The 24,015-nt window shown below is 48.5% G+C and carries 15 protein-coding genes; 9 read left to right on the top strand and 6 right to left on the bottom strand.

Annotated elements, in window-relative coordinates; translation table 11 throughout:
• Window positions 1–54 precede the first annotated feature (54 nt).
• A complete protein-coding gene (locus D515_RS02425) occupies window positions 55–822 on the bottom strand; it encodes a phosphotransferase enzyme family protein (protein WP_002535737.1) in 768 nt (255 codons plus the stop codon).
• Window positions 823–1,466: 644 nt separating this feature from the next.
• Here D515_RS02425 and doeA point away from each other — a divergent pair.
• From doeA to D515_RS02400, 5 genes are all read left to right on the top strand, one after another.
• On the top strand, window positions 1,467–2,654 hold the full coding sequence (doeA, locus tag D515_RS02420; RefSeq protein WP_002535736.1) for an ectoine hydrolase DoeA: 1,188 nt from the start codon (window positions 1,467–1,469) through the stop codon (window positions 2,652–2,654).
• 24 nt (window positions 2,655–2,678) lie between these two features.
• Window positions 2,679–3,686 carry a N(2)-acetyl-L-2,4-diaminobutanoate deacetylase DoeB gene (gene doeB / locus D515_RS02415; protein WP_002535734.1) on the top strand — a complete coding sequence of 336 codons (1,008 nt, stop codon included), beginning with the start codon at window positions 2,679–2,681 and terminating at the stop codon, window positions 3,684–3,686.
• A gap of 71 nt (window positions 3,687–3,757) precedes the next feature.
• Entirely contained in the window at window positions 3,758–4,237 is a 480-nt protein-coding gene (locus D515_RS02410; RefSeq protein WP_002535733.1) for an Lrp/AsnC family transcriptional regulator, read from the top strand.
• Between the two features lie 175 nt (window positions 4,238–4,412).
• Window positions 4,413–5,927, top strand: a complete 1,515-nt coding sequence (locus D515_RS02405) for an NAD-dependent succinate-semialdehyde dehydrogenase (protein WP_002535732.1) — start codon at window positions 4,413–4,415, stop codon at window positions 5,925–5,927.
• Between the two features lie 29 nt (window positions 5,928–5,956).
• Window positions 5,957–7,369, top strand: coding sequence for an aspartate aminotransferase family protein (locus D515_RS02400; RefSeq protein WP_002535730.1), 1,413 nt, complete (start codon window positions 5,957–5,959; stop codon window positions 7,367–7,369).
• Between the two features lie 47 nt (window positions 7,370–7,416).
• Here D515_RS02400 and D515_RS02395 read toward each other — a convergent pair whose 3' ends face one another.
• From D515_RS02395 to D515_RS02385, 3 genes are read right to left on the bottom strand one after another with little or no spacing between them, the layout of a single operon-like run.
• The gene (locus D515_RS02395) at window positions 7,417–10,500 is read right to left on the bottom strand and encodes an efflux RND transporter permease subunit (RefSeq protein ID WP_002535729.1); all 3,084 of its coding nucleotides are present in this window, start codon (window positions 10,498–10,500) and stop codon (window positions 7,417–7,419) included.
• Complete coding sequence (locus D515_RS02390) at window positions 10,497–11,561, bottom strand: efflux RND transporter periplasmic adaptor subunit (protein ID WP_039849525.1); 1,065 nt, start codon at window positions 11,559–11,561, stop codon at window positions 10,497–10,499. The genes D515_RS02395 and D515_RS02390 overlap by 4 nt, the downstream gene beginning before the upstream one ends.
• Window positions 11,561–12,637 carry an efflux RND transporter periplasmic adaptor subunit gene (locus D515_RS02385; protein WP_002535727.1) on the bottom strand — a complete coding sequence of 359 codons (1,077 nt, stop codon included), beginning with the start codon at window positions 12,635–12,637 and terminating at the stop codon, window positions 11,561–11,563. The genes D515_RS02390 and D515_RS02385 overlap by 1 nt, the downstream gene beginning before the upstream one ends.
• Window positions 12,638–12,793: 156 nt before the next feature.
• Here D515_RS02385 and D515_RS02380 point away from each other — a divergent pair, with 156 nt between their 5' ends.
• On the top strand, window positions 12,794–13,504 hold the full coding sequence (locus tag D515_RS02380) for a TetR/AcrR family transcriptional regulator (RefSeq protein WP_002535725.1): 711 nt from the start codon (window positions 12,794–12,796) through the stop codon (window positions 13,502–13,504).
• A 310-nt stretch (window positions 13,505–13,814) separates the two neighbouring features.
• Entirely contained in the window at window positions 13,815–18,254 is a 4,440-nt protein-coding gene (locus D515_RS26315; protein WP_002535724.1) for a DUF4114 domain-containing protein, read from the top strand.
• A gap of 283 nt (window positions 18,255–18,537) precedes the next feature.
• Here D515_RS26315 and D515_RS02370 read toward each other — a convergent pair whose 3' ends face one another.
• Window positions 18,538–20,625, bottom strand: a complete 2,088-nt coding sequence (locus tag D515_RS02370) for an EAL domain-containing protein (protein ID WP_002535722.1) — start codon at window positions 20,623–20,625, stop codon at window positions 18,538–18,540.
• A gap of 407 nt (window positions 20,626–21,032) precedes the next feature.
• Between D515_RS02370 and D515_RS02365 the strand changes: the two genes are divergently transcribed.
• A complete protein-coding gene (locus tag D515_RS02365) occupies window positions 21,033–21,641 on the top strand; it encodes a DUF6198 family protein (RefSeq protein ID WP_002535720.1) in 609 nt (202 codons plus the stop codon).
• Between the two features lie 64 nt (window positions 21,642–21,705).
• On the opposite strand, the gene D515_RS02360 is transcribed toward D515_RS02365, so the two are convergent.
• Window positions 21,706–22,575, bottom strand: coding sequence for an AraC family transcriptional regulator (locus D515_RS02360; RefSeq protein ID WP_002535718.1), 870 nt, complete (start codon window positions 22,573–22,575; stop codon window positions 21,706–21,708).
• Window positions 22,576–22,700: 125 nt separating this feature from the next.
• Between D515_RS02360 and D515_RS02355 the strand changes: the two genes are divergently transcribed.
• Complete coding sequence (locus tag D515_RS02355; RefSeq protein WP_002535717.1) at window positions 22,701–23,852, top strand: aminotransferase-like domain-containing protein; 1,152 nt, start codon at window positions 22,701–22,703, stop codon at window positions 23,850–23,852.
• Window positions 23,853–24,015 lie beyond the last annotated feature (163 nt).

The raw sequence follows: 24,015 nt of genomic DNA, 5'->3' as shown, positions 1-24,015 counted from the left end.
CGAGGCTATTTAAATAGACATCGCCGTCAATGATATTACATACTAATGGTTAATTTATTTCGTCAACTCAGTTAAAAACATTTGTTTATTTTGAGAAATATATTGAATATCTCTCTCGTAGGCTAAGTGGTGTCCATCTTCTAAGTTCTGTTGAAATGCCTCGTTCCCCTTTCCAGCTTCTTCTCGCATAAACGAAACCAAAGCCTGCAATCTTTCGATCATGACATCAGGCAAATTAATTAACATATCTTGGGTCGCACCATATGCTTTGCAGAACATGCGCGATCGGGCGATCTGATCATCCAATGTCCCCATTTTATCGAATTCATGGGTCTTAAAAGGTGCCCAACAATAGATCGCGTAGGCTAAATCCCAAACTCTCGGTGCAGGATGTGCAGTATCAAAATCAATGACACTCACTGCTTCTTGCCCATTAAGAACGAGGTTGTATGGCGCGTAATCGCCGTGGCAAATCACTTCAGTTGGTTCGCGTGCTGGAAGCATCCAGGATTCATTCCCTTTCAAACTATCGATATAAGAAGCTGACGCATCGTGCATTTGTCTCAGTAACTTTGCCGCACTTGTTAACGCCTGTTTAGATGCAATATTGCCTATAAGCGGATAGTTATAAACCTGACCTTCAACAAAACTGACCATTTCATGTTCATGGTCGAGCGCAATGGGTTTAGGACAGTGATGAAAGCCTTGCAGATGAAGGTGGTTCAAGAGGCTATGAATCGTCTGGGTCGTTTTATTAGTAGGTCGGATTACTTGATTGCGAACCCGATAAATACCATCTCGACCGCCGGGGAGTTTTTCCATATTAGGCTCCGTGTTTGGCGTTCAACGACATATCAGAGGGTAAGCATGGGAATAAACAGAACAACAAAGCTCACCATGATGGATCGCGTCATCACCAGATAAAATTAAGCGTAAAAACAAAGGCATAAATTTAAGGTGATTAGCAATTCAACATTGGCATTCGCTCCATCAGTTCAGAAAGATGCAAGAGCAAGGATAGTATCGAATTTTATCTGCTATATCTTTGAACCGTATCGAGTTCGATAAAAATTCGCTCTAATTTTTATCGATTGATTGCAAAGATCAGAAATTCCGCAGTCACGTATCAATAATGAGAAACCCAGATTTTCAGCCGTGTCGAGCTACGATTAATGCTCATAAGCACAAACTATTGAGTAATTTATTATTGACTGTTTTTTGAACAGTGGTGTAAGTGTAAGTAATGAGATGCAAACAACTTACGTTACATAGCAAAAGAGAAAGGTGACAAAACTAGCAGCGCACCCGCACAGCAAAAATGAAAACGGGTAGCGCAAAGCTGAGAGGCAAAACAGTTATCTGGTCTGAGCGATAAGTCGCCCCAACAAGACCCATAGCGATAACTGGCGATGACTCTGTATGTCAACGTTCGTCCTGTATGGGCGGTACCAAAAGGAGCATGGGGCATGAGTGACGTTGTGCTTAATTTTACGCTTGATGAGTTCAGCGTCCGGCTGGCAAAAGTTCGTGCGGCCATGGAAAAGCGTGAATTGGATTTACTCATCATTCACGACCCTTCAAACATGGCGTGGCTAACGGGTTACGACGGTTGGTCTTTTTACGTTCCTCAATGTGTCGTTATTGGCCATGCCGGCGAGCCACTATGGTTTGGAAGAAATCAGGATGCCAATGGCGCTCGGCGTACTGTCTACATGAGCCACGAGAGTGTTGTCGGCTATCCCGACCACTATGTGATGAACCCTCCCCTCCATCCGATGGAATATCTCGCCAACGCTGTTTTGTATGAAAAGCTTTGGGACCGAGGCCGTATCGGGGTGGAGAAAGACAACTACTACTTCAGTGCCACGGCCTATGAATCTCTGCAGGAAAATCTTCCTAATGCCTCCTTTGCGGATGCAACAGGGCTAGTGAATTGGTGCCGCGCAGAAAAATCAGACCAAGAGCTTTACTACATGCGCGCTGCAGCAAGAATTGTGGAAAACATGCATCGCGTGGCTTTCGAACTTATTGAGCCCGGGCTGCCAAAACATATTCTTGTCGCGGAAATCAACAAACATGCGGTCATGGGACATGATGGCCACTTTGGTGACTACTCTGCGATTGTGCCGCTTTTGCCTTCCGGTGTAGACGCATCAGCGCCTCATTTGACCTGGGATGACAGGCCATTCAAATCCGGTGAAGGCACCTTTATCGAAATGGCGGGGGTTCATCGCAGATACCATTGTCCACTTTCCCGCACCATCTATCTCGGTGAGCCGGAGGACCACTTCAAACGTGCCAATGACGCGCTCAATGAAGGCTTGGAGGCCGGTATGGCAGTCGCCAGGCCCGGTAACACCTGCGGTGATATTGCGGCGGCGCTGAATGCCACAATGGAAAAATACGGCTTTGACCGCGGAGGTTCGCGCTGTGGGTACCCTATCGGACTTAGTTATCCACCTGATTGGGGCGAAAGAACCATGAGCCTGCGTCCAACCGACAACACGGTATTGAAAGAAGGCATGACGTTCCATTTTATGCCCGGATTGTGGATGGATGATTGGGGAATGGAGACCACAGAAAGCATCGTGATCACAAAACACGGCGCTGAGACACTCTGTGATTTCCCGCGACAGCTATTCATTAAGCATTGATTCAAAAAATCGGGATGATCTGTTATGCCGAAACTTCCGCCAAGTTCAGTATCTGCCACTGTCGATTTTGATGCCGACGGTGTTCAGCATGGATTTCTGAAACTTCCCTATTCCCACAACGACTCGGCTTGGGGCGCGATAATGACACCCATCACCGTCATTAAAAACGGAGATGGACAAACTGCGCTTCTGACCGGCGGTAATCATGGCGATGAATACGAGGGAATCACCTCGCTGTTAAAGCTCACCAGTAAGCTCAAGCCGAAACAAATTCTGGGACGGGTCATCATCATCCCAATGATGAATGCGCCAGCGGTTCAAGCATCGGCGCGGGTTTCACCGATTGATAATGGCAATATGAACCGCGCCTTTCCCGGTCATCCCTATGGTGGGATGACTGAACGCATGGCGGATTATTTCACCCGTCATCTGATCCCGATGTGTGATACGGCATTAGATATTCATTCCGGTGGCAAAACGCTGGATATCATTCCTTTTGCTGCTGCCCACCGCTTAAAAAACAAAGCGCAGGAATTTCGCTGTATTGAGGGAGCACGTTTGTTTGGCGCGCCTTATACCTTCTACATGGAGGAAATGGACCCCACCAAGCTTTACGATACCGCTGTCGAATCCAACGGTAAGGTGTTTGTCACCACAGAACTTCGCGGCGGTGGCACCACCACACCCGACACCATCGCGATAGCAGATCGTGGCATCCACAACTTTCTGGTTTACAGTGGCATCTTGCAGAAAAACTATATTGATCCGCCATGTGAACCCGTCTCGCTGGAAATTCCAGACAAAGACGCATACCTACAAAGTGAACACAACGGCATTCTGGAAATGTGTGTAAGTCTGGGTGATGAGATCAAAGAAGGCGACCTGATTGCACGAATTTATTCCACCGAGCGAACAGGACAAACACCTGCTTATTATCGCGCTACCACTGAAGGCATTCTGGCGGCCAGACGGCACGTCTCGAACATCAGTATCGGCGATACTTTTGCTGTTATCGCCAAAACTGTCGAATAAAACTCGCTTCCACCCCTGTCTATATGCCACGCTTATAAGCGTGGTTTTCTTTATTTTTCTGGGAGTAATGGATGAAGCTTGATCGATATGACATCAAAATTCTGCAAATTTTATCCAGAGATGGAAGGATCACTAAATCCAATCTCGCAGAATCCATTAACTTGTCGGTCAGTCCTTGCTGGGAACGTGTTAAACGCCTTGAAGAAGCAGGCATCATTGAAGGCTATGGTGCCAAAATCAATGCCGAGCTCTTTGCCAAAAAAACGCCTGTGATGGTCGAAGTGACACTGGGCAAGCACCACGCAACCAGTTTCCAGCGTTTCGAACAAACCATGCAAGATTGCCCAGAAGTAGCGGACTGTTTCGCCACAGGCGGTGGAGTAGATTACATCATCCGTGTCATGGCAAAAGACATCGACCAGTACCAACGCCTGATTGATAGCTGGCTGATGTCAGATTTAGGCATAGAGCGCTACTACACCTACATCGTTACCAAAACCATCAAACAGACACCGCAATCACACGATATCGACGACAACCCTGTCGAATGACCGCCATTAAATACTTTTATATTCAGATACTTACAATTATCACAGAAAAAACACTAAGTTTTTGGCTGAAAATCCGAAAAATCTCCAACCATAACCCACTCATACAGAAAACCCATTCCCAGATGCTGGCTTAGAGTTCTACTGAGAACATCATTTTGCTTTGGGAGGTCAACGTATGGCCGCATTGAATTTGCCCCATGATGGGAAAGCGACGGATGCCGTGCTCAACCACTTACGTGACGCACGCCTGTTCCGTCAACTTGCCTACATCAATGGTAAGTGGGTCGCAGGTAACAAAGATATCGCAGTATCCAATCCAGCCGATGATGATGTGATTGGTTATGTCACCGCACTTCGAAAATCGCAGATAGATAGTGCTATTAATGTCGCAGACAAAGTGTTCAAAAAATGGCGCGCGCTATCCGCTGAACACCGCGCCACTAAGTTGATGGCTTGGCATGACTTGTTACTCGACAACCGTGAAGATCTCGCTCATTTGATGGTGCTTGAGCAAGGCAAAACCCTCGATGAGGCTCGCGGAGAAATCGACTACGGCGCCTCCTTTGTAAGCTGGTTTGCTGAAGAGGGCAAACGTGCATATGGCGAAACCATACCTAGCCATATTCCTAATACGCAACTTGCTACCCTGAGGGAACCTATTGGTGTTGCTGCCCTTATCACACCGTGGAATTTCCCCAATGCGATGATCACGCGAAAGGCTGCGGCGGCACTCGCGATTGGGTGTACCGTGGTGGTGAAACCCGCAAACGAAACCCCTTTCTCTGCCCTCGCTTTGGCTGAATTAGCAGAGCGCGCGGGTATTCCAGCCGGCGTCTTCAATGTTGTCACTGGCGATGCCCCAATGATCTCTGAAGTGCTGTGTGCGTCAGATAAGGTCAAAGCGCTCTCTTTTACCGGCTCAACAAGGGTCGGGAAGTTGCTGCTTCAACAAAGTGCAAACACAGTGAAAAAGTGTTCGATGGAGTTGGGCGGAAATGCCCCCTTCATTGTGCTGCCAGACATGGACATCAAGCAGGCAGCTAAAGCAGCGATTGATGCCAAGTTCCAAACCTCCGGGCAGGATTGTTTGGCGGCGAATCGTATCTATGTACCTCGCCAATATTACGATGCATTTATCGATGCTTTCGCCACGGAGATGCAAAAGCTCCGCGTGGGTAACGGCATGCAGAAGACCACGGACATTGGCCCTCTCATCAATGCTCAGGCAGCCGAGAAAGCTCAAATGCTGGTAGATGATGCACTCACGAAAGGGGCGACCTTGATTGCCACGAGCCACAAGAAAGTGCCTGGAGAAAATTTCTTTAACCCAGTGCTACTCACCAACGTCACACCTGAGATGGCGGTATTCCGGGAGGAAAACTTCTGTCCTGTAGCGGGTGTGTTGGCTTATGACGATTTGGACGCGTTAATTGAGTCCGCGAATGACACTGAATACGGTCTGGCGGCTTATATCTATGGCCACGATATTCGCGACATCTGGAAGCTAATGCGAGGCCTTGAGTTCGGCATGGTCAGCGTCAATAGCCTCAAGATGACGGGACACCCTATTCCCTTCGGCGGCATGAAGCAATCCGGCCTTGGGCGCGAAGGCAGCCGCCACGGCTTCGATGAATACAGCGAAATTAAATACTACTGTCTGGGCGGTCTCGACACGGCCAGCGGATGCTAGGGGCTGTTGACCTCAAGAGGAACTTCACTATGAACAATAAAATTGATACCAAAGCGCTGCTTGAGACTGACCGTCAGAACGTCTTTCATGCATCGACACACCTCAAACAATATGCGCACGGCGAGATGGCTGGCCGCATTATCACTAATGCCAAAGGTATTCGCATTCAGGATTCTGAAGGCGTTGAACTGATTGATGGGTTTGCTGGCCTGTATTGCGTCAACATTGGTTATGGACGCGAGGAAATGGCAGAGGCGATTTATGAGCAGGCTAAAAAGCTCGCCTACTATCACACCTATGTTGGTCACACTAACGAGGCATTGATTACCCTTTCTGAGCGAATTCTCAAAATGGCAGGACAAGGCATGAGTAAAGTGTATTACGGCATGTCTGGTAGTGATGCGAACGAAACTCAGCTCAAACTGGTTTGGTACTACAACAACGCACGTGGGTTGCCAGAGAAAAAGAAAATCATCTCCCGTGACCGTGGCTATCATGGTTCGAGTATCGCGTCAGGTTCGTTGACTGGTCTTCCTCTGTTCCATGCACATTTTGATCTACCGCTCGAGCGTGTTAAACACACCCTCGCACCCTATTACTATCGTCGCGAAGTCGATGGAATGACAGAGCGCGAATTCTCGAAGCATTGCGCTGACGAGCTTGAAAAGATGATCCTCTCAGAAGGCCCAGAAACAGTGGCAGCCATGATTGGAGAGCCCGTATTAGGAACGGGTGGTATTGTTCCACCACCAGAAGGCTACTGGCAGGAAATCCGTAAAGTGCTGGATAAGTACGACATTCTGCTGATTTCAGACGAAGTGGTATGTGGCTTTGGTCGTCTGGGCGCGGATTTCGGTTCGATCATGTACGACATGAAACCAGATCTAATCACCGTCGCTAAAGGCCTGACATCCGCTTATCAACCACTATCTGGTGTGATGGTTGGTGAGCGTGTTTGGAAAGTGCTGGAAGATGGCACTGACCAATGGGGCGCGATTGGACATGGTTACACCTATTCCGGCCATCCACTCGGCGCAGCGTCGGCACTGTGTAATCTCGATATTATCGAGCGTGAAAACCTGACCGCCAATGCACGGGATACGGGTGCTTACTTCCAGCAGCAAATGCAGGCGACGTTTGCCAACCATCCATTAGTGGGTGACAGTCGCGGAATTGGCTTGCTGCATGCGCTGGAGTTTTCCAGCAACAAATACAAACGCGAGCACTTTGACCCTAACCTCAAAGTCGGTCCACAAATCGCGGCGGCCTGCATGGAGCAAGGGCTGATTGCACGGGCAATGCCACATGGCGATATTCTGGGATTCGCGCCACCTTTGGTAGTTGATCGTGGAGATATTGATGAAATCGTCGCCCGCGCCAAGAAAGCCATTGATAAAGTCACGGACAATTTGGTGAATAATGGCAGTTGGAAAGCCGCATAAACGACAAAAGCCCCTTTCGGGGCTTTTTCTTCATTACTTACTACCTACTAAACCGCAGGTGCGAGTTCTGCCTCTTTCACTTTTTTCGGCGGCTTAATGCCGAACAGGATAGAGAACATCACGGGAACCACAATCAGCGTCAGAATGGTTGCGAAGCCAAGACCTGCCATAATGGTGATCGCCATTGAGCCGAAGAAGGCATCAAACATCAATGGGATCAAACCCAGAATGGTTGTCAGCGCCGCCATGCTTACTGGACGAACACGGCTTACCGCACTGTCTACAATCGCCTGATAGGGCTCTTTGCCCGAATCCAGCTCGAGGTTAATTTGGTCAAGTAGTACGATACCGTTTTTCAGGATCATTCCGCTCAAACTCAACAAGCCAAGGAACGCGGTAAAGCTGAATGGCATATTCCACAGCAACAGACCAAAGGCCACACCGATAATCGACAACGGCACCGTAAACCAAATAACTAACGGCTTTTTCAGTGAATTGAACAGTAGCATGGTGATAACAAACATCAGCAAGTAACCCATCGGCAACGAGCCAAATAGCGAATCCTGGGCATCTTTGGAAGATTCATACTCACCACCCCAGCTAATCTCATATCCTGCTGGCAATTCCAGCGCCATCACTTGCGGTTGGATACGGCTCAACAGTGCTGCCGGCGTGTCCTCACTCAGAATGTCATGGTCTGCCAATACCGTCAGTGTGCGTTTGCGGTCACGACGCTTGATCAGTGGCTCTTCCCACGTCAGCTCAACACCATCAATGATTTGATCGATGGGCACATACGCTTGCAGAGACGGGCTCCAAATCGTCGCGTTCTGAATCGATTCGAAATCGACACGTTCATTCTCTGGTAGACGGCCAACAATCGGCAAAATGTCTGTACCATCACGAAGCTGACCAATTGCCGCGCCACCAAATGTCATTTGAAGGGTATTCGACAAATCTTCCTTCGAGATACCCAGACGTCGAGCCTTGGACTCGTTAAACACGGGCACCAACTCTTTGGTGCGCTCACGCCAGTCATGGCGAATGTTTCTCGCACCCGGATCGGTATGAAGAATGTCTTCCACCTGAACTGCGATTTCACGCAATACCTGAGGATCTGCACCCGTGATACGGGCTTCTATCTTGGAAGCCGGAGACGGTCCGAATTCAATCAACTTGAACTGGAATGTCGGTGTATCAAATTCCCGTGGAAGCTCTGCATTGAGTTGGCGCAATACCACGAACATGTTTTCCCGGTCCGTCGCACGAATCTGGATCTGTGCATAGGCTTCATAGCTTTGTTCTGGCTGATAAGTCAGCGCAAAACGCTGCAAACCCTGACCTACAGAAGACGACACAAAATCAATGTGGTCTTGTTTGCGAACGTAATCCTCAACCTTCTTGGTTTCTTCAATTGTCTTGCGGATATCTGTGCCTTCCGGCATCCAAAGATCGACGTAGAACATTGGCGTGTTTGACGGCGGGAAGAACTGCTGTTTTACCATGCCGAACGCCATCACCGCTGCCACCAACAAGGCGATCATGCCTGCCACTGTCAGCCAGCGGAATCGCATCGCCAGCTTCAGCGACCAACCAAACAGGGTGAACAACCAACCTTTATACGGGTCAACATCTTCGCTTGCTGCGTCTTCTTCTTTGAGCAACAGATTCGCAAGGAAAGGAGTGATCGTCAGTGCCGTTACCCAGCTCAGGAACAGTGAATAACACAGTACCCAGAACAGCGACCCCATGAATTCTCCAGTCGCGTCTTCTGAAAGACCAATCGGTGCAAAAGCCGTAATCGCAATCACGGTTGCGCCAAGCAGAGGCCATTGGGTCTGCTTAACAATGTCAGCCGCCGCCTGCACGCGGGTGCGCCCTTTCTTCAGACCAACCAATATGCCTTCGACTACCACGATGGCGTTATCCACCAGCATGCCGAGAGCAATGATCAACGCGCCGAGTGAGATTCGGTGAAGTTCAATCTCGTTGTAATCCATCAGGATGAAGGTACCGAACACAGTCAACAACAGCACAAGGCCGATGATGATCCCGCTTCGCATCCCCATGGCGAACAGCAGCACGATGATAACAATCGCCACCGCCTGCCCCAGACTCACCACAAAGTCCTGAACCGAGGCATCAACTTCTGCCGCTTGGTTATAGAAGTGGTTCAATTCGATACCAACGGGTTTGAGCGACTCCAGACGTTCAAGTTCTGCATCCAGTCTTTGCCCTACTTCCACCACGTTCACACCAGAGGCAAATGAAATACCGATGTTGATCGCCGGCTTACCGTTGAAGCTGATGACATTGCCCGGCTTTTCCTGAATGTCACGCGACACTGTCGCCACATCTTTCAGGCGAATCAAATTGCCAGTGTCACGGCCGTGAATAATCAGGTTTTCCAGCGCTTCTACTGAGGTCAAAGTACCACTTGGTCGAATCACCAGACTTTCACCGTTCACCATGACTTCACCGGAAGAGACGACATTGTTCTGGCGATTGAGTAGCGACGAGACTGTGGTCATATCCAGATCAAGCGCTGCCAGTCGGTCGAGAGAAATCTCAACAAACAGCATTTCTTGCTGGTCACCCGCGATAGACACCTTGCCCACACCTTCGACCAGTTCCAGGTCTCGGGCCAAGTAATCAGCATAGCGCTTTAGCTCTACATAATCGTACCCATCGCCGGTGAGCATCAGCATCACGCCGAACACATCACCAAAGTCATCGATGATAGAGAGTGAATTCACGCCGCTAGGAAGAGAGGGTTGAAGATCGTTAATCTTGCGGCGCATTTCATCCCAAATTTGGGGGAGTTCATCCGGGCCGTAATCCATCTTCATCGACACCATCAACTGCGACATACCGCTTGAGGATGTGGACGTGATTTTGTCGATGTAAGGCAAACGACGGATTTCTTTCTCCAACGGATACGTCAGTTCTTCTTCGACCTCTTTTGGTGTCGCACCCGGATAAGTTGCGACTATCATGGCATCTTTAATCGTAAACGCAGGGTCTTCGAGTCGTCCCAAATCAAGGAAAGAGAACACACCACCAACCGCCAGGATGACGATGAAAAGCCAGCTGATGACTTTGTTTTTTATTGAATATTCAGCGATGTTCATCCGTTACTTTTCTCCGTCGCCTCAACCTTTTTACCCTCACGCAGTTTGCGCAGGTTTGAGTTCACCAGAATGTCTCCCTCAGAAATGCCAGACGCGACAATGGCGCCATCACCTGTCACTTCTGAAACGGCCACTTCAATGCGATTGACCTGATCGTCTTTGAGTTTCCACACATAGAAACGCCCCTTCTCATCACCGGCTTGAAGTACCGTCATCGGCACTTTGTAGCCATCAACCGCCAAGATACCGGCCTGCACCATATCGACAGATATAGTTGCAGACGTACCCGGTAAAATTTCAGGTGAAACCTGCGCCATGGAAAGCCACATTTCGTAGCTACCCGTTTGTTCGTTCGGTTCGCTGGTGTGTTCGAGATAACGCATTTGATAATCACCATCGATGCCAGAGAAGGTCACTTGCGGTGTGTAAGGAATGCGTTCACCGGTTGGGTTGATCATCGATAGCAGATTGTCAGAAAGCTCAATCTGCACATAGACCTTGCCGTCCTGATACAGGTTTACCACTGGCTCACCTGCCTGAACTCGCTCAAAGCGCTCTTTAGGCACATCAGAAACCGTGCCTGTGAATGGCGCTTTGAGTTCAGTGTATTTCAACTGATTTTGCGCTAAAGCAAACTGGGCTCGGGCTAATTGCGCATTGGCTTGAAGCTCATCCAGTTCCGCTTCTGAAATCATTTCGTTTGAACGTAAACCACGTCCACGCTCAAGCTGTCGGGAAGCCAGGGTGTATCGCGCTTTCGCATCGTTGTAAGTTTGACGGACGGCGTTGTCATCAAGACGTGCAATCAACTGACCCACTTCTACATGGTCGCCGGCTTTCACGTAGACTTCGCGGAGTTCTCCAGTGCTTCGAAACGCGATAGGTGTTTTTTCCGCAGGCACCACTTCCCCTTTAAAGGTGCGGAATTGGTTCTTCACGGGAGCATCAACCTGCACGGTTGACACATATAAAGGTGACGCCGTCACGTTCTGTTCTTCAGTCTGACAGCCGGTCAGCATAAGCGCGCCAATCATGGCGGCAGTGAGTGCTTTTACTTTCATTAAATCCCTTCCTCACGTTCCCATGCTTTCACTTCCTGACCTTCATGAAGCGTTTCAACACCGGCGACAACCACCAGATCTTTATCATCCAGACCAGAAAGAATCTTGCCTTTTGGCGTAAGGGATACTTCCGCTTTTGCGACGCGATGGGTAGATGGGTTCATCACCCAAACTGTCCCCTCATTGTCATTGCGACTGACCCACGCAGTGTCAGGCAAAGAGAGTTGTAGACCTGCTTCTGCACGCGCGATGTGTACTTGCCCTGTCATGCCGCTCAATAAGTTACGGTGTTCAGGACGAACGACAGTCATGGTCGCTTGATAGGTATTGGTATCGGTATTTGGCTGGGTCGAGATTTCTTTGAATACGCCTGGGATTTTTACGTTGGGTTCGCTATCCAGAGAAAGCCACATGGTTTGGGCTGACAGGTTGGCAATCCCCATTCTCTCCACAAAGCTGACTGGCATAGTGAAAGACACATCCAGCTTCGCATTGTCGATGATGTTCAGGATTTGCTGTTTCGCGGCAACTACTTGACTCGGTTTGACGAAGGTGTAGGAAACGACACCATCAAACGGCGCTACCAACTGGGTGTACCCCAGCTCAGTTCTAGCTTGCTCATAACGGGCGCGCTCCGCTTTGTAGTTGGTTTCCGCCTGCTCATACACATCAGTGCTCACCAACTTTTTCGCGTAAAGGCGCTGAGAGCGTTCCCATTGAGTGCGCGCCAGTGAATAACTGGCTTTCGCCGAATCGAGAGATAAAGTCAGATCACTGTCATCCAGCGTTGCAAGCACATCGCCTTTAGCAACGCGCTGTCCCATTCGCACATTCAGTTGCTGGACTTCACCACCCACCTGAAAAGAAAGCTGTGCACGGTTTGTCGCGTCAATTTCAGCCAGGAAGTTATCCGAACTGGAGAGCACATAATCTTCCACTGCCAAGAGCTTTACAGGCTTCACTGGCATAGGTTCCGGCGTTTCAGAGACAGCTTCATTGCATCCTGACAACAATCCCGCCATGACAAGCAGGGCAAGGACATTTCCGAGGGTGCGTTTCATTCGTTGATATCGCACAACACTCACTCCATAGGTTTATATTACACACCTGTGCAGTATAAGACTGAATACGAACAGATCAATATATTTTCCACGTGTATAGTAAAAATATTGGAGTCCTTTTCTGGGATCTGGTAAATATGCACAGTGTTTTAGGGGAAACTGCAGACAGATATGCAAGAACGAAAGCAAGGCCGTCGTAGTGCGGAAGCAGCAGAAAAGACGAAATGCGATATTCTCCATGCAGCAGCAGATATGTTTGCCGAGCAGGGTTTTGAGCGCGTATCACTCAGAAATATCAGCGAAAAAGCAGGTGTTTCACACAGTCTGATCCGCCACCACTTCGGTAGCAAAGAGCAGATCTGGCAAGCAGTAAGTGACGGTATGGATGACTTCATGCAACGTTACATTACCGCCATCATCAACTATCTTCCCGAGTCATACACCAGCGCCCAACGTGTCTATCACTTTCTGTCTTACATGAGTGCATTTACGCTGGTTCACCCTCGCCCAATCCAGTTTATTGCGGACGCAGTCCGACAAGACGACGACGCATTGTTGCGTTACTTCCTGCGCTCAAAAGATGAGTTTTCCGCCGCTTTCTCTTCGCTGTTTGATGAATACAACCGCGATAATCCAGAAAAGCCCGTCGATATGTGGGAAATGAAATGGCAGATGCTGCAAACCGTTCATGCCGCCACCAGCTTGCGCCCGATGATGGCAGAAACCTGGCCTGAGTGCGGTGATGACCAAGACAAGCTGCTACTTAAGCATTGGTCGCTTTATAACCGCATTATTGCCATGCAATTGGCCATTTCTGCTGATGAAATGATCAGTGTAGAGTCGTTAAGCACTCTGATTTTTGACGTACCCTGCCACGTCTAGAAATACAGTCACCACCCATCGATGGCCAGGAAATAAACCGTCAAGCATGCCTAGATTTTTTATATCTTTTCAAATAGTTAGAAAGAACACCCCCTTCAAAATCAGCCTAGTCTTTACTCATACTTTGCGCCCAGTTCCAGCCTATCATTAGGTCCAATTTTCTCTCATTTTCAAGTCCAGCCATATTCCAGTGTTTGCCCTGATGTTAAAAAGCACTCGATTGACTGAGGTTGGGCAACAACAAGCAAAAAAATACGAACTTGTGCCCGACTGACATTGGATGATTTGACCTCATTAAGGAGAGGCTTCAATGGCTGATATTATTGGCACAACAGGACAAGATTTTATTTCAGGTACGAACGAAGCGGATCGTATTACTGGCTATGCCGGTAACGATATTCTTTTAGGACAAGGTGGCGATGATGTGATTTTCGGTGACGGTGAAGTCACTGATGGCTCACAGCAAAGCGAAGGCAGCGATATTACCTTCGCTGACAACGATGGCCTCTATGACATCAGTGACGCCACGCAAGTCACACTCAACCTTTCAGATTTCACTCACAGCACAGGCTACAACACGAGCATCGGTTACTACATTACATACGCGGAAGGTAATGTCATCAAGTCTGTTGTTATCGCACCAAATGTGAAAGATCTTGAATCGCTTGAAGTGAACATTGACACCCTCGGCGGCGCGAATCTCGGCACATTCATTATCGTCGATGGCAGCTCAAAAGGTTTTGAAGCCGGTGACGTCGATTTCAACTTCGACGGCAGCAAGCCTGTCGTTTCACAAACAACAGCCACGGGCACGGTTTCCACTGACTGGGTTTACTTTTCACAGCAAGATGTGAATCAGGACAGTAAAGATCACAAAGCTATTGTCGGTAATCGCGAGTCATGGGAAGACATGTACAACCTCGGCGATAACGACAAAAACGACACCGCATACAACCTATCGCTCACCAAGACTGTCGCAACCGATGGCCGTATTACGACCACTGATGGCACCTATGACGTATCTGGTCAAGCAAGCGTCACTCTGGATTTCAGCGACTTTTCTCACAGCACGGGTTTCCACAGCAGTATCGGTTACATGTTGCAGGATGCGGACGGCAATATCATTGGTTCTTACGTTGCCATTTCGAATGTAAAGCAAATGCATGAGCACGACTTGGGTGAGAGCCTGAAACTCGACATCGATACGGAAGGTGCGGTTTCCCTCAGTACTTTCCTGATCGTTGACGGCGCAAGCAAAGGCTTTGACATCGGTGCTGTTGATATCGACCTCTCGGGCAGCGTCCCAACCGTGTCGCAAGGTAAACATCAAACAGACTGGATTTACTTCTCCAACCAATCGCTGAACAAAGATGGTCATGACCACATGCTGGAAGGCGGTAACCGTTTTTACTGGGAAGACCTCAACAATCTCGGTGACCACGATTTTGGAGACACGGTTTACAACCTGGATGTCTTTGAAAACACCACACCTCCTGAGTTTGTGGATAAATCCTCTGGCTTGTATGACATTGCCGGTGAAACTGAAATTACCCTGAACTTCTCTGAGTTCACTCACAGCACAGGCTTCCACAATAGCGTTGGTTACTACATCCTTGATGAAGACGGGAATGTGGTTAAAGCCGTTGTTGTTGCGCCGGACGTTAAAAACGTTGAGTCACTGATTGTTGATGTGGAAACCGAAGGCGGCGTAGAGCTGGGGACTTTCCTGATCGTTGACGGTCACAAAAAAGGCTTTGAAGCAGGCACTGTAGACCTGAGTTTTGATGGTGACAAACCCGTCGTGACGCAAACCACTGAGACCGGCACTGTCCATGCTGATTCTAACTGGCTGTATTTCTCTGACAGCAGTGAAAACGCAGACGGTAAAGAGCACAAGGCGATTGTCGGCAACCGTGAAGCATGGGAAGACTGGCACAATCTGGGCGATGATGACAAGAACGACACCGCCTACACGCTGGATATTCAGAAAGGCTCACAAACACCATCCGTTCAAAGCCCTGATAGTACTAACAACACCTCATACAGCTACGACGATTTGATTTCTGGCGGTGATGGTAATGACACCATCTACGGTGGATTGGGCAACGACACCATTTACGGCGGTGCTGGCGAAGACCGTATTTTTGGTGACAATCAAGGCGGAAAAGAAGTGCAAGCCGTTGAGCCTGCACCAGCAACCCGTTTGAAGGGAGATGAAGGTAGCTATGATGTCTCTGGTTCAAGCAGTGTCACGCTTGATTTCAGTGATTTTTCACATGGCACCGGATACCAAAACAGTATTGGTTACATGCTGAAAGACGCCGATGGAAACATCATCAATGCTTATATTGCTATCGCTAACGTTAAGCACATGGGCGACAGCTATGTACTGGATATCGATACCGAAGGCGCGGCATCACTGAGCACTTTCATCATCGTTGATGGTGCATGGAAAGGCTTCGACATTGGTGAAGTGTCTATCGAAATCTCCGACGCCGCAGTCCCTTCTGTTGCTCAAGGTAATGTTCACACGGACTGGATTTACTTCTCAGACGAATCGCTGAACAAAGATGGAAAAGACCATCTGGCTGAGGGCGGTAACCGCTTCTACTGGGAAGACCTGAACAACCTGGGCGATCATGATTTTGATGACACAGTTTACAACCTGAACGTGTTCGATAACTCATCAGCACCGGAGTTTGCTGACACGCCAGACGGCATGTACGACATCAGTGGCGAATCAACTGTTACCCTGAACTTCTCAGAGTTTGCTCACAGTACTGGCTACAAGAGCAGTATCGGTTATTACATCCGCGATGAAGACGGCAACGTCATCAAAGCGGTTATCGTTGCCCCAAATGTCAAAGACGTGGATTCACTGATTGTGGATGTAGACACGGAAGGCGGTGTTGAACTCGGCACTTTCATCATCGTCGATGGCCACCACAAAGGCTTTGAAGCTGGTGAAGTGAACTTCGACCTTGATGCCTACAAGCCAATCGTTTCCCAAACCACGGAAACTGGCACAGTGAAAACTGACTGGGTCTATTTCTCTGAAACAGAGGAAAACGCAGACGGTAAAGATCACAAAGTCAATGTGGGCAACCAGGAAGCCTGGGAAGACTTGTGGAACCTTGGCGACAAAGACATGAACGACACCGCGTACACGCTGGATGTCGTGAAAGGCTCTGAGTCGAACGGCCTAAATGGCGGTGTTTCTTCAGTCACCTACAACGACAATATCTACGGCGGTGCAGACAATGACACCATTCAGGGTGGTCTGGGTGATGATGTTATCCGCGGCGAAAGCGGTGATGACCTGATTTATGGTGACACAGGTATTCAAAGCGATGACCTACACACCACTGTATTGCAGAAAACGCGTATCACCACCGAAAACGGCTCGTATGACATTGCTAACCAAGACACCATTGAGCTCGATTTCAGCGATTTCAGCCATGGCACAGGCTACCAGAGCAGCGTGGGCTACATGCTGCATGACGCAGATGGCAACGTGATCGGAGCCTATGTGGTCATAGCAAACGTTAAGCAAATGCACGAGAAAGATCACAGTGAAAACCGCGTGATTCAAATTGAGACCGAAGGCGCAGTAAGTCTGAGCACCTTCCTGATCGTCGATGGTGCTTGGAAAGGTTTTGATGTGGGTGAAGTTGCCCTGAACCTTTCTGATATTTCCAACCCGGTCATTTCTCAAGGTACCGTGCACACTAACTGGGTGTACTTCTCGGAAGCTTCCCTGAATCAGGATGGTAAGGACCATCATCTGGAAGGCGGCAACCGCTTCTACTGGGAAGATTTGAAAAACCTTGGTGATCATGACTTTGACGATACCGTCTACAACCTCAACGTTTCGACCGTTGAAACCGTCAAGATCGACGTTGATCCTTCTCTGGCAAGTGGTAACGATGCCATCGACGGTGGTGACGGAGACGACACCATCTATGGCGAAGGCGGTGATGACATCATTTTCGGCGGCGCTGGTAACGACGTGCTGTTTGGCGGCGCGGGCGACGATTTCATTTACGGCGGTGACGGCGACGATATCCTCCAAGGTGGCCTTGGCAGTGACAGCCTTTATGGCGGCGCGGGTAACGACTACCTTCAGGCGGGTTACGAAGATGACTTCGCACTGGATGGTGGCACAGGCATGGATATCTATGTGGGCAGTGAAGGTAATGATACCCTTTACTTCGACCAGGAAGACTTCTCTGACCTGAGCTTCCTGAAAGAGAAAGGCAACATTTACATCGGTGACCGTGGCTTCGACAAATTGATTGTGGAAGGCGACGCCAATGTTGATTTCACTGGTGTGACGTACGGTTTGACCTCAGGCCTCAAGCCGATTGCACAGGTAGAAGCTGTGGTAGGTGATGAAGGCAATCAAACAATCACTGCCAATGCTTTCGCCATTCAGGCACAGTCAGACCCGTTCCAGTCAGCGTCTTTGGTTAACCCTGGCGATTGGAATGGTTTCGTTGCTTACCTTGGTGAAGGTGATGATGCGTTCAATCTGGATGCGAAAGGCTGGGTTTACGACTCTGCTTCCGCACCAACAGCGGAACTGTCTGCTGAGATGATTAACTTCATGGGACTCACCGACGCCCAAGCTGACGAACTGGATGCGTATGTCTTTGAGAGCTCGACTGGTTCGACGATCACCATCTGGACGGACGCTGAAGACGTGGCATTAAACGGTAATGACTTGTTAGGATTTGGTTCACTGTCTTAAGTCAACGAGTTAAACCAACAAACCCGGTCAGTGGCCGGGTTTTCTTTTTCTAAAACAGTAAAGTATTAGTTCAGAAAGCCTATACCATCCTCTCACACTTTTCGCCCAGAACTGTTTGATATACCGTTCAATTTCCGCCGATATTTCCCCTAACGCCTATGCCAGTATTGTCTCGGGGTTTAAAATAAGCCCTTCGATATTGATTGGGCTGTTTCTTCAATACGATGGCCTTCTAGCCCAAATCAATGTCTTCTATCCTGCCCCTTTAAAGGGGCAATTTTTTTCAAGCTAGTCTGCGATTTGATGAAAACTCGAGAAAGTCATTCGCTGCCAGTGAACGCGAAAAGTACCAACCTTGAACCTTAATATCGTGTTTTCGGGCGACGTAGCTGTACTGCTCTTCGGTTTCCACACCTTCCACAATGATTTTCATACCAAGCTCGTTGGCAATGGCGATTAATCCATTAAAGACTTTTTGGCCTCTGTCATTTGCCAAAGCGAGAACGAAGCTCCGGTCAATTTTCAGCGCATCGATATCAAAGCGGTTCAGATAGCTCAACGAGCTGTATCCAGTGCCAAAGTCATCAATATGGACGGATGCCCCCACTTTATGCAGCCGACGAATGGACTCTCCCACCATTTTTTCATTGCCCAACAAGGCGTCTTCTGTAATTTCAAAGTGGATTAAACCAGGCACACTGCTTATCCGGTTCACTATCCTGTCTATCCGGCTTTTGTTGGCCAGCGTATCCGCCGTGATGTTCACGCTGATCGGTATTTCCAGCCCCTGTCCCATCCAGATATGGCATTGATCGACACATTTATCCACGACCCACATATCGATGTCACTCAGCATCTTGGCTTTTTCAAAAAACGGAAGAAACTCACCGGGCAGCTCGACGTTGCCATCTTCATCTTTGACTCGGATAAGTGCTTCTACACCCACTACCCTGCGGGTTTCACAGCTGATTTGAGGCTGAAACTCCAAAAAGAATTCGCGGTGAGAGAAGGATTCCATCTGCAGTTGTGTGACTTCAATCTCTCTGAGACGAAGCAAAGATTCTCTCACCGGATCAAAAGAGAGGACATAGGCCTCTTCTTCCTTACGGGTATACGTCGTATCAAGAGAAGGCAGATAGACATTCTGTTTGCTCGCCTCTTTCTCCTGCATTTTTAAAAACGGCAGATAGACAAAGATATTCATCACAACAATGGCGATTTGGAAAGCCACTGCCGCTAAATCTCCGCCAGTTGCAATGTACGCGTTGATCACGACCGGACTGGTGAGCGGCGCCAAGGTGTAAGGCACCGTGACCAAGCCAGTCTGCAACACCAAAACCGCCACCCACATGTTAATCAGAGGTGTGAGTAAGAAAGGTAAAAACAGACGTAGGTTAAATATGATGGGCAAGCCAAACAACAGCAGTTCGTTGATATTGAACAGTCCAAGCGGAATGCTTGTCAGCGCGATCAGGCGCATTTTGGTGTTCTTAGAGAAGATCAGCACCGCAATGGCAAGCCCGAGCGTGGAGCCTGCTCCGCCAACAAAGACAAACAATGCCATGGTCGAAAGGTTCATCACGTTGGGTGCTTCACCCCCTGCCATCACCGTGCTGCGGTTGACTTCCAACGCATGAACCAGAGGCTCAACAAGTGGTGTCAATGCATAGTATCCGTGGATGCCCAGAAACCAAAACACGGAGTTCAAAGTGGTGAAAATCGCACCTGATTCAATGGGTTCATTTTCGAAATCTGTGTTGTGTAACGTTTGCAGCATGATTTCGACATCGAACAGGTGGTAAACCCAAGACAACCCCATCGCCACCAAGGCAACAAAGCCCGCAACGATGACACCGGGAAGCATCAAATTCATCGAGTCTTTTACAGGTTTTCCGGCTATTTCGCTGTTGAGGATGCGAGTCCACCGGAAGCGTTTAGTCTTTGAAAGCAGAGGCACAGCGTAGAGCGGCAAAGTTAAACCGACGAAGAGCAACAAGGTATCCACGGCTTTGTCGTCACCGCCCATGACTTGCGCAGTCACAGCAACGTAAGCCATGTTCAGTATAACCACCGGCGGCCTCGCCAATCGCCAGTAAATCGCATACATCGAGCTAATCGATGCTGCAAAAAAATAGGGATAGAGCTCAACGAGCATCGCGGAGAGTTCAGTCAGGTTCGCTTGCAGTGTTGGCGCATAGAACCCGAAGAAATCGAGCAGACTGGAAATGAACACCAATGTGTTGGAAAGGATCAGGCAAGGCACCAACCACAACATGCCATCGCGTAACGCACGTAATGGGCTCCAGACGCCTTCAACGGATCGAGATATAAACTTGGTGAATAGATGTCTTGTAGCGTTATTGTTGTTCATCCAGCACACACCAACTTTTTTAGAACGAACTTGATGGAAAAAGAACCATCTCCCGGATTCCTAAAATGATTTCATGCACAACAACGTCATGTGCAACATTTTTACGAGTCCGGTGGTAAAGCTATACGACAATGCATAAAAAGAAAAATAGGCAAGACTATATATTCATAGAGACTGCCTCCCCCTCGCATAAGTGATACAAAAACTAAGCCTTGTACAAGTTTTTGTGGTTCCTATCTCGCCCAATTCTCATGGCACGTGTACAGGAAGTGTAAATCTTGCTCCACACTATCAAACGACCCAATCTACTGTTCAATCTCGACTTTCAGACCTGATTTCCGCATCTTGTGCCCTGTTTTTCGCTGCTCTTTTCTTTTTGGCGGCGACCCAAGGAAGGAATCTACATCATGGATAAGGAACATAGTCTGAGAGAAAACCTGTTGGCATTGTTGCTCGGCAGTGCGCTCGTTTCTCTTGGCGTCATCTTTTTTAATAAGGTCGGGCTACTGACTGGTGGTACAGCAGGACTCGCCATCTTCCTGACCAAAGTCAGCACTTTCAGTTTCGGGCAAATATTCTTCGTTCTGAACCTGCCGTTTTACATTCTTTCTGTCATGCGAATGGGTTGGCGATTCACTCTCAACACCTTTATCGCAGTGACCATTGTTTCTGTCGCTGTCGATCATCTTCACCACGTCATTGAAATTGCGCGCATCGACCCTTTCTATGCTGCGATTCTGGGCGGTGGGTTAATTGGTATCGGTATGTTGGTGATCTTCCGACATAAGATGAGTCTGGGTGGATTCAACATTCTCGCCCTTTATTTGCAGGAACGTTTCGGCATCCGCGCTGGAAAGGTACAAATGGCGCTGGACTGCACTATTGTGGTGATGTCGCTGTTTATTGTTGATTTCTGGTTAATCGCCTTGTCTGTCGTTGGCGCTATTTCCACCAATCTGATACTGGCAATGAACCACAAACCAGGCCGTTATCAGCCTAAACCTCAAACTGCGTGAACCAGAGAATAAAATCAGAAAGCCGCCAAACTTGGCGGCTTTCTTGTTTCTGTTTTTTGCGTAACTAATAGAAACTGATAGGAAGATAGAAATCGAGTTCGAACCGTTCATCTTCATTAAGAAAATGATTCTTATGATAATGAACGTATGCTGGTGTCGAGTTCAGTTTGAACCCAGAAGCTGGAAGCCATTGTTCCAACACCTTACTGATTTGTGGCAGCAATTCTCCGTAAACGCCCGTTAGCCTGAATACCGCGTGCAATCCTCCGGGAATCACCAGTTGATTCACCACCCCACGCACTTTGATGGGCTTATCAATGGCAATGCAGGCAACATAGCGGCATTTATCCAGTTCAACCCAAGCTGGATTGGAGTGATGCAAACCAAACTGAATACTGTCATCCCGTCCTTCTGCGTTCGCCCAAGCTTTCATTACACGCCAAGCGTTCTTAATCGAGCGGTTGTAACCAACATGGCGCACATATGCTGCGAAACGCTCCGGCACTTCGACAATTTTGGGTTCCGGTAGTTGTCGGGTTGATACTCTGTGATAACCCGCCGCCACTTCAGGATCGCGTAAATAAGGCTTCTCATCCCCTTCCAGTTCATGTTTACGCCACTCTCCCGGCGCGACATGAAAAGTCGCTTTGAACGCGCGGCTAAAAGAGGACACCGAATTAAAGCCACATTTATTGGCAATCTCTAGTACGGATGATCCTGCATCGAACATCAACTGATTCGCTGCATACTCCATACGCGTTCTTCGGATGTACTGATGAATAGACTCACCTACCACACTCTTAAAAATACGGTGAAAGTGTTGCTCTGAATACGCGGCTACATCAGCCAGCTCCTTTGCAGGTAAGTCACGGCTGATATCTTTGTGAATGTAATAGAGCACATCATTGATGCGCGAAATATGCTGTTGGCTCATTAATGGAAATAGCATAAATGGACATGTTTAAGAGCATAAACAGACATACGAAAACAATCAACGAGGAGTAATATGATTCAATCCCCTTAATTGGGCCAATAATAAAAACTCAATCAGGTGCAAACATGGAAATCGCTAAGTCTCTTCAACAGACCCCGTCTTCGTACATTCGTGAAATTCTTGCTGCGGCATCAGATAAGAATGTTATTTCACTGGCAGGTGGTTTGCCTGATGAAAAGACATTTCCCATTGATCTGATGAAGCCAACACTCGAAACCCTTTCTGAGATGCCAGAAGTCTTTCAATACGGGGCCACCGCGGGTTATACGCCGCTGTTGAACTTCCTGACTGATTACTTCCAACTGCCTGATACACACATTGCGATGGCTTGCACCGGTTCACAGCAAGGACTCGACCTGATTGCCCGCGCTTACGTGAACCCTGGTGATAAAGTTGTCATGGAAGCACCTAGCTATCTGGGTGCAATGCAGGTATTCGGACTGGTTCAGGCAGACATCGTGACGGTTCCGCAAACCGAGTTCGGCCCTGATATCGAAGCCTTGCGCACTGTGTTCTATGAGCAGTCACCAAAAATGTTTTACGCGGTACCAGATTTCCACAACCCAACGGGTGTGTGTTGGTCACTGGAAACCCGTAAACAGGTTGCAGCGCTCTGCGAGCAATACAATGTGGCTCTGATTGAAGATGCCCCATACCGCGAATTGCGTTTTTCGGGCGAAGCGATTCCACTGGTTTCTGATTTCTGTCCGCAGCACTCAATCGTGCTTCGTTCTTTCTCTAAAATTGCCTCTCCTGGTTTACGTGTAGGTATTGTTAGCGGCAAACGCAGCTATCTGGAACCTCTTATCAAAATCAAACAAGGTGCGGATCTACATTCCAGCGTGCCAATGCAGGCACTCTTGCTGGGTCTTCTGAAACATGACAACTTTGAGTATCACATTGATACGATTCGCACGCTTTATAAATCACGCTATGAAACCTTGTATTCAGAATTGTTGAAAAAGCTGCCGAACGGCTGTGAAGTAAAACAGGTAGATGGGGGTATGTTTGTGTGGGTGACGCTGCCAAACTGCGACACCTTCGAACTGGCTAAAGAACTGTTAAAAGACGGGGTAGCAGTGGTTCCAAGCCCGGTATTCTATCCGCAACCTGAAGCGGCAAAAGCGGCACTTCGCCTGAACTTCACTAACGCGACACCAACAGAATTAGCTGAAGCGGTAAGTCGCTTAGCAAACGGGCTAGCCAAAGCAATTTGATCGTCATAACTTAGCTGCCCAAAAAATAGAAAAGCCTGAACCCTTTCTAGGGGCTGTTGACCTTTGGTGGTTAAATTTTGTTCTCGCTATAAGCGTTTTAGGCGCGGCGAGGTGTGTGTAGCCTAGTCATTCTAAGCAAATACACCTCAACAAAGCATAAAAC

The sequence above is a fragment of the Grimontia indica genome, from assembly GCF_000333895.2.
Lineage (GTDB): Bacteria > Pseudomonadota > Gammaproteobacteria > Enterobacterales > Vibrionaceae > Enterovibrio > Enterovibrio indicus.
This window is presented reverse-complemented; position numbering and strand designations above follow the sequence as displayed.